This is a genomic window from Robinsoniella sp., assembly GCF_034124845.1.
On record NZ_JAWYAJ010000171.1, the window covers coordinates 4,857 to 11,273 of the forward strand.

3 protein-coding genes are annotated in these 6,417 nt (G+C 40.9%); all 3 read right to left on the reverse strand.

What is annotated here, in order from left to right; translation table 11 throughout:
* Positions 1 to 97: 97 nt before the first annotated feature.
* Positions 98 to 358: a DUF4176 domain-containing protein gene (locus ACH2DQ_RS08130; protein WP_394910825.1), complete on the reverse strand. Its 261-nt coding sequence runs from the start codon at positions 356 to 358 to the stop codon at positions 98 to 100.
* 97 nt (positions 359 to 455) lie between these two features.
* Positions 456 to 1,622, reverse strand: coding sequence for an Ig-like domain-containing protein (locus ACH2DQ_RS08135; protein WP_394910824.1), 1,167 nt, complete (start codon positions 1,620 to 1,622; stop codon positions 456 to 458).
* 18 nt (positions 1,623 to 1,640) lie between these two features.
* The coding region (locus ACH2DQ_RS08140; protein WP_395026299.1) for an Ig-like domain repeat protein at positions 1,641 to 6,417 on the reverse strand (4,777 nt) is incomplete at its 5' end.

Below are 6,417 nucleotides of genomic sequence, written 5' to 3' on the forward strand. Positions count from 1 at the left end.
ACTCATTGTACCGTTGTATTTCCTGATACATACCTTTATACTGCTCTGCTGATTTTTTTACTTTACCTATACTAATGTCAAATTCCCTATTCATTGATTAACCCTCTCCTGCTTCCGGTAATCTGGAACGAAAAGCCAGTTCTTCCAAGTCTTGAAATCCAATAAAATATACCATTTGTATTTGGCTATGATCAAATAATACTACATCCTTACTGTTTAATGCACCTTCCGGATACAAGCAGCCCAAATAGTCATACACCTTTTCTTCTCCGTCTGCCCTGATTTTTCTTCCATATACCATCACTCTTTTTTTACCATTTTTTAATAATACAACCGAACCAATAGGCAAATATACCATTATTTTTATCCTCCAAGTTTTTTATTTCCTCAATATCTTATCTGCTACAATATGTCACGGTTCTAAACCTCTACCCAATCAAAACCACCCTTTTTAATCAAGAATCAGCCAACCTTTTCAGCGTAATATTTTCACCATAATAATCCGCCTCACCAATATAGCTGACTCCGTCATAGTTAATGTAAAAGAGGAACGTTGATTTCATGTTAACCATAAAGTCCTTATATTCCACATTGCTAACCTGAACAAAGTCTTTTGTAAATGGAGCCACAGTATAATTTGAAATAAACTGACCATACATTCTCATATGCAGATTTGTGGTTACTAAATCGGTTTTTAATACTACCATTTTATTAAGTGTCAATGGCTTTTTCCCATGATTCTCAATCCTTACATCCAAAATTCCAGTTGGTTTTTGGAATCCCTCTCCCACATAGAGACGAATGGATACATTCGGCTGTTCCGGTGCCACAGTTACTTTACAGGTTGCAGATACTCCCTGACAGTAAACGGTTATCACTGCTGTTCCGGGACCATTAGACTGTATCTTACCATTGGCATCCACAGTCACCACTGAAGTGTCTGAGCTTTTCCATAACAATCTCTTATCCGTTGTATTAGAGGGGGCAATTGTGGCGGAAAGCTGGCTGGCTGTTCCATTATTAAGCGTTATTTCATTCTTGTTCAGCGTGATTCCGGTGGGCTTTACATTTTGGGGCGCTGATGTATCCGGCTTACTTACAACTACTTTGCAGGAATACTTTTTTCCCCAAACGGTAGCACTAATGATCGTACTCCCCGATGCTTTTGCCTTGACAAAACCCTTGCTGTTTACAGTAGCCACACTCCCTCTGCTGCTTTTCCATTTAACTTTTCCAGAGGTCCGGGTCAGCTTAAGCTGCCCCGTCTGCGTTTCTTTTAATCTTAGTTCCCGTTTGTTTAACTTAGGTTCCTCAACGGTAATTTTGCAGCGATAAGTCTTTTTTCCAATTTTGCCAGCAATGACAGCCTGCCCTTTCCTTTTGGCTTTAACGATTCCCTTTGGTGTGACTTCCGCTACTTTTTTTCTGGTACTGCTCCACTTTACCGTCTTTTTGGTTCCTTTTATACGCAATTGCTTTTTCTGGCCTTTTATCAGGGTTGCTTTATTACTGCTGATTTTAACAGCAGCCTTCACATTCAGGGTGCTTGAGATAAAGACACCTGACATAAGTATGATAATTCCTAAAAAAACAGCTATTGATGACCTGCACTTTATTTTCATGAATATCCCTCCTCTATATTACCCTTCTGTACGCCGCTTTTTCCTTTTTCTGGATCCCATAAGCAGAAATCCTGCTGTTCCTCCAGTAAGTATCAGGATGGCAGCTATCAAGGTACCTGTAACCAACTTTCGGTTTGTATACCAGCGTATGAATAGATTCGTAGTGATATAAAAATTCTTTACTGCTACATTCCCGATATTTCCTGCCGCATCTACCGCGGTTATGCTGATATCCTGACTGTTTCCCTGGTTATTTAGCGGAATCAGATAGGCGCCCTGCCCATCCTGTACCGTTTCTACAGTTTCCCCATTCAGCTGAATCAGGACATTTTTCAAAACCATATTATCTGATATATCAATCCTGGCTACCTTGCTGTCTTCAGAATATGTGATATCGCTATCGATGTTAAGGGGAATCACCACCGGTTTTGTTTTATCTACACCAAATCTGAGTTCTGCTTTCTTTGTTTCGTCGATATTTTCATTTATATTTCCTGCGGTATCACGTGAACTGACTGTCACGATATACTGCCCTTCCTCCCGGAACTTTTCAGCCGGTATCTTATAACGGTACCTTGTCCAGCTTCCATCTCCGCCTTCCCGGTCAATGGTATAATCGCTGCCTCTTTTCAAATCCTGAGTGTTACCATTGTGACTGACCTTAACGCGTACTGATTCTTCCGGCAGGCTGTCCACATTGGTTTCCGTCAGCATTATATCCTGCTCTTTCTGAATATAGGTACCTCCAATATTTCTTGCTTCCTTTTCCATAACGTATACCGAACCAAACCGATTGACGGAAAAAATAATTTCTTTACTGGTCTCATTCCCCGCCAGATCTGTGATGGATGCTGACAAAGTATAGATATCATCCCAATCCTGGATATACTCAAAGTCATCAAATAGAAAACTGCTGCCGTTTTCCGATTCCTTATAGTTACCGATAAGCTCTGCTTTCCCCCGGTTCGACCCCTTCAATCTTATTTCCGCCTGACTTCCATAGTTTGTGTCTGACCAGATTACAACAGGCGCCACCTTACCATTGTTGGCAGATTTGTCTTCTATTTCATTAAATTCTAAAACCGGTGCCGTTTTATCTATATAGAAATCATCTTTTAGCTCTTGTTTTTCCGGATTTCCTGCCTTATCTGTATATTTAGCAGAAAATGTATAGTGAGCATCCTCTTCATAAGAAATCGTTGCCTGATACACATCTTCCCCCTGGCTGGTCCAGCTGCTGACCACCGGGAAATCCTTCTTCTCCCCATTGTCGCTGGCTTCCCCTATAATTTCAACTCTGCTCGTCTCAAAGTTTTTCTCTTTAATCGTAACTGTCCCAGTCCGCATATCTTTATAATAATACTTGTTCTGCACCTCATTATTATCATATGCCACCTGGATCTCCGGCTGTGTCATGTCGATAACAAAGGTATCCTCCTCATCGTAATCGCTTTCGTTTTCAGCCAGATCACTGCATGTTATGCCAAACTGATAGTCACCGTCCTCCTGGTAAGTTAAAGTGGCTGTATACGTTGTCAAGTCAGGGTCCTTCTGATCCTGATGTTCTGTCCAATCATGAAGTTCAGGTATCCCGCCATACTTATTTGTTATCGTCAAAATGACATTTTCCTGGGAGAAGTTTCTCTCCGTAATGGTAATTGTGGCTGTTCTGGATTCCTTATAGAATTCTCTTTCATCTGCAAAATCCATATCATAGGATGCGTTATCATAATCCACCTTTATCGCCGGGGCAGTCTTGTCAATACTAAGGTCTATTTTTTTGGAAGAGATATTGCCCGCCCGGTCTGTTAGTTTTATCGTTACGACTATACCATTACTATTGTGGCTGATTGGGATACTGGCTTTCATTTCTGTGACCAGATTCTGTTCTTTCTTCTCAACGGTCCAACCGGCTCCCTCGCCTGTTATGTCGCTTTGGTTATTTATTTCCAGTGTTCCCGTTTGATTATTTTCCGAATCATAGGGTGCTTCCACGCTCCACTCAATACTGCGTATGCCGGAATAAGTGTCACGAACCATAACTTCTACGCTGGTATCATTTTTGTATAAAGGCCTGTTCTCTCGATCCTCCTTATTTGTATCCGGCAATTCCATACTTATATCCGAAGTTTCCAGATGCTTATTTTCATCTTCAACAATGACTGCATCTGCCTGCAGATAACCTGTATCTATCCCGGATTTCTCTGCATGATTACCAGGCATGTTCCCCACCGTATCAATGGGTTTTGCGAAAATTCTGCCTTTAAAATTGGGGGGAATGTCAATTTGAATTTTTCCCGCTTCATCCGTTTTTTTCTTACCCTGAATGATCTGTTTTCCAAATTCATCAGCAAAATAATAGCTGATATATTTCAGCCCTGAAGTTGGATTATTCGCCCCATTCTTATTTTGAAACAGATCCGTGGCAAGCACAGTGACCGTGGATGGCTCGTTAAAATAATACCCGTAATCTGTGGTAATTGCGGCTCCTTTTAAATCTTCTCCATTACTCTCCTGATAGTTTTCCGGTTGAAATTCAAACTTCAGCAGTCTGGGCGGTGTTTTGTCAATGGAGACTTTTATACTTCGAACCTGAGATACATTTGCTGCATGATCAATTGCCCATAGATAATAACTATTTTCACTTTCTTCTTTCACTTCAAAATAATATGTATCTTTTTGGTTTGGATCTTTAGATGCCGGCCTGGAAGAATTAAAATCATTCTTTGTACTATAGCGGACTTCTCTGATCTGTGATGAAAATGGCAGATTGCTATCACAGACATCGGAAGCCTGTACCGTTACTTTTCCTGGTGACCATGAGCTGGCTGGAGTCTTGCTTAACTTTCCAATCTTCGGGTTATGAATATCTTTATACAGTGTAAACTGCTTTTCCGACTCATTTCCTGACCAGTCAGACACATTAACCTCCACCGTATACGAACCGTCTTCGGCAATGGGTGCATCTTCTGTCTTTACCTCAAGCATGTCCGGTGTCAAGGTCTTTGGCGCATACAGCTTATTATAGATTATTTTCCCGTTTAATTTTATCTGCATGCTCCTGATACCTGAATTAATACCCGTTTCCTGATCTAAATCATCGGTTACCCCAACAGCAAGGCTGGTATCCCGGTTATAGCAGTCGTACTTCTTACCCGTCACCTCCACCGTACACTGTGGCTTTTCCGTCAAAGAAATATCTATTTTAGGAGCAATATTTTCAAGCATGATTTCTTTAGCCATGGATTTTTCCGATTTATGTTCCGTATAATCTATCGCCATCGCATAGATCTTATTTTTAAATGGAAAAGACACTCCATAACTATCCAGAACATGCTCCGGCAATATAAAATCTGCATACCAGGAATCTTTGCCTGCCAGCTTCTGAGCTGCCTTGGGCTGCGTAAGTTCCATAAATGACCCCGGTGTCTGTCCCGGCACGAATAACTGGATAAATTGTACTCCGGAACCCTTCGGATCATCTTCTGCCTCTACTCGAATGCTTACGGTCCGATTTCCGTACCATTCTGATCTCAGCTGATCAAAGTCATAAAGACCGCTCAGATCGTTTAGGACAATTAAGGACTTTATCAAAGGTGTTCCCACATCCATACTGACCCGCTTTTCTTCCACCTCTGTCCAGTTTCCTGCATGATCCACAGCCCAGATAAAATAGGATCTGTCAAGAAAAGACGCATTTTCCGGCTCAATGGTATAGGAATATTTCCGGCTCTCCCCGTGTACCCGTGTCATCTCGCGTACATCCTCCCCAGTAAGATCAAAGTTTTCATCCTCAGGATCCGTTCTGCTGATATAAACTGCTTCTATATCGGATGGCTCTATCTGTCCAATATCGGTATCCGGCACTACATCCCACGCTTCAGCCTCCAGTGTAATTCGTTTTTTGTCCCAAATCCGCCCTGTTCCATCCAGATATTCTGCGCTGCTGGTGACAGGTTCGATATGGGGTTTCGTTTTATCCAGCTTCACCTGTCTGGATAGGATATCCGAACAGTTTCCCGCCTGATCCATTGCATAAAACTGGTAAGCGGTTATACCCTCTTCCTCTGTAGTATAAGCATAATATGTATTCCCGTTTTCATCAATCTGTGCTTCCATAGATACCGGTTCATCTGTGACCGCAACTCCATTTTCTGATATTTTCTTGTAATAAACCTTATCAATCCCAGATAGTTCATCTTCTGCTGTCAGTTCAAATCGAACTTCTTCATTGGTCCACCCTGGTGCAGGGTTCTTTTTCATTTCTATTATCGGTTCATCCATATCAATTTTTACATCTACAATTCGCTTCGCTACATTTCCGGCTTCATCCTGAACATAAATAATATAATTACCATTATAGGATTTTTTTTCTTCAGGAATTGTAATGACAAATATCTCTTTTCTTTCACTGTCTACTGATTTCTTAGCGTAGTTTTCTTCCGTTTTCCCATTCTCAGCTATATATTCATACCATACAAGTAATTCTTTTGATTTGGTATCGGATGCATATATATTTAAGTTATAGCTCTCCTTTTTCCACCCCTCTGACCATCCCTCAATTTTTTCAAATTCAGGAGGGGTTGTATCATTCTCATCTACCCAACCCTTAAGTTGATATTTTTGACCGGAGGGCATATCTGGTATTGATATGGAAAATGTTCTTTCCTTTTCCTCCCCCTCATTTCCAATCTCTTCTTTAACGGGAGGGGCACCTTCTAAATTGTGCTCAAGTTTTGATTTTAGTACATAGTAGCCTTTTTTTAAATAAAATTTAACTTTTTTATCTTGAATT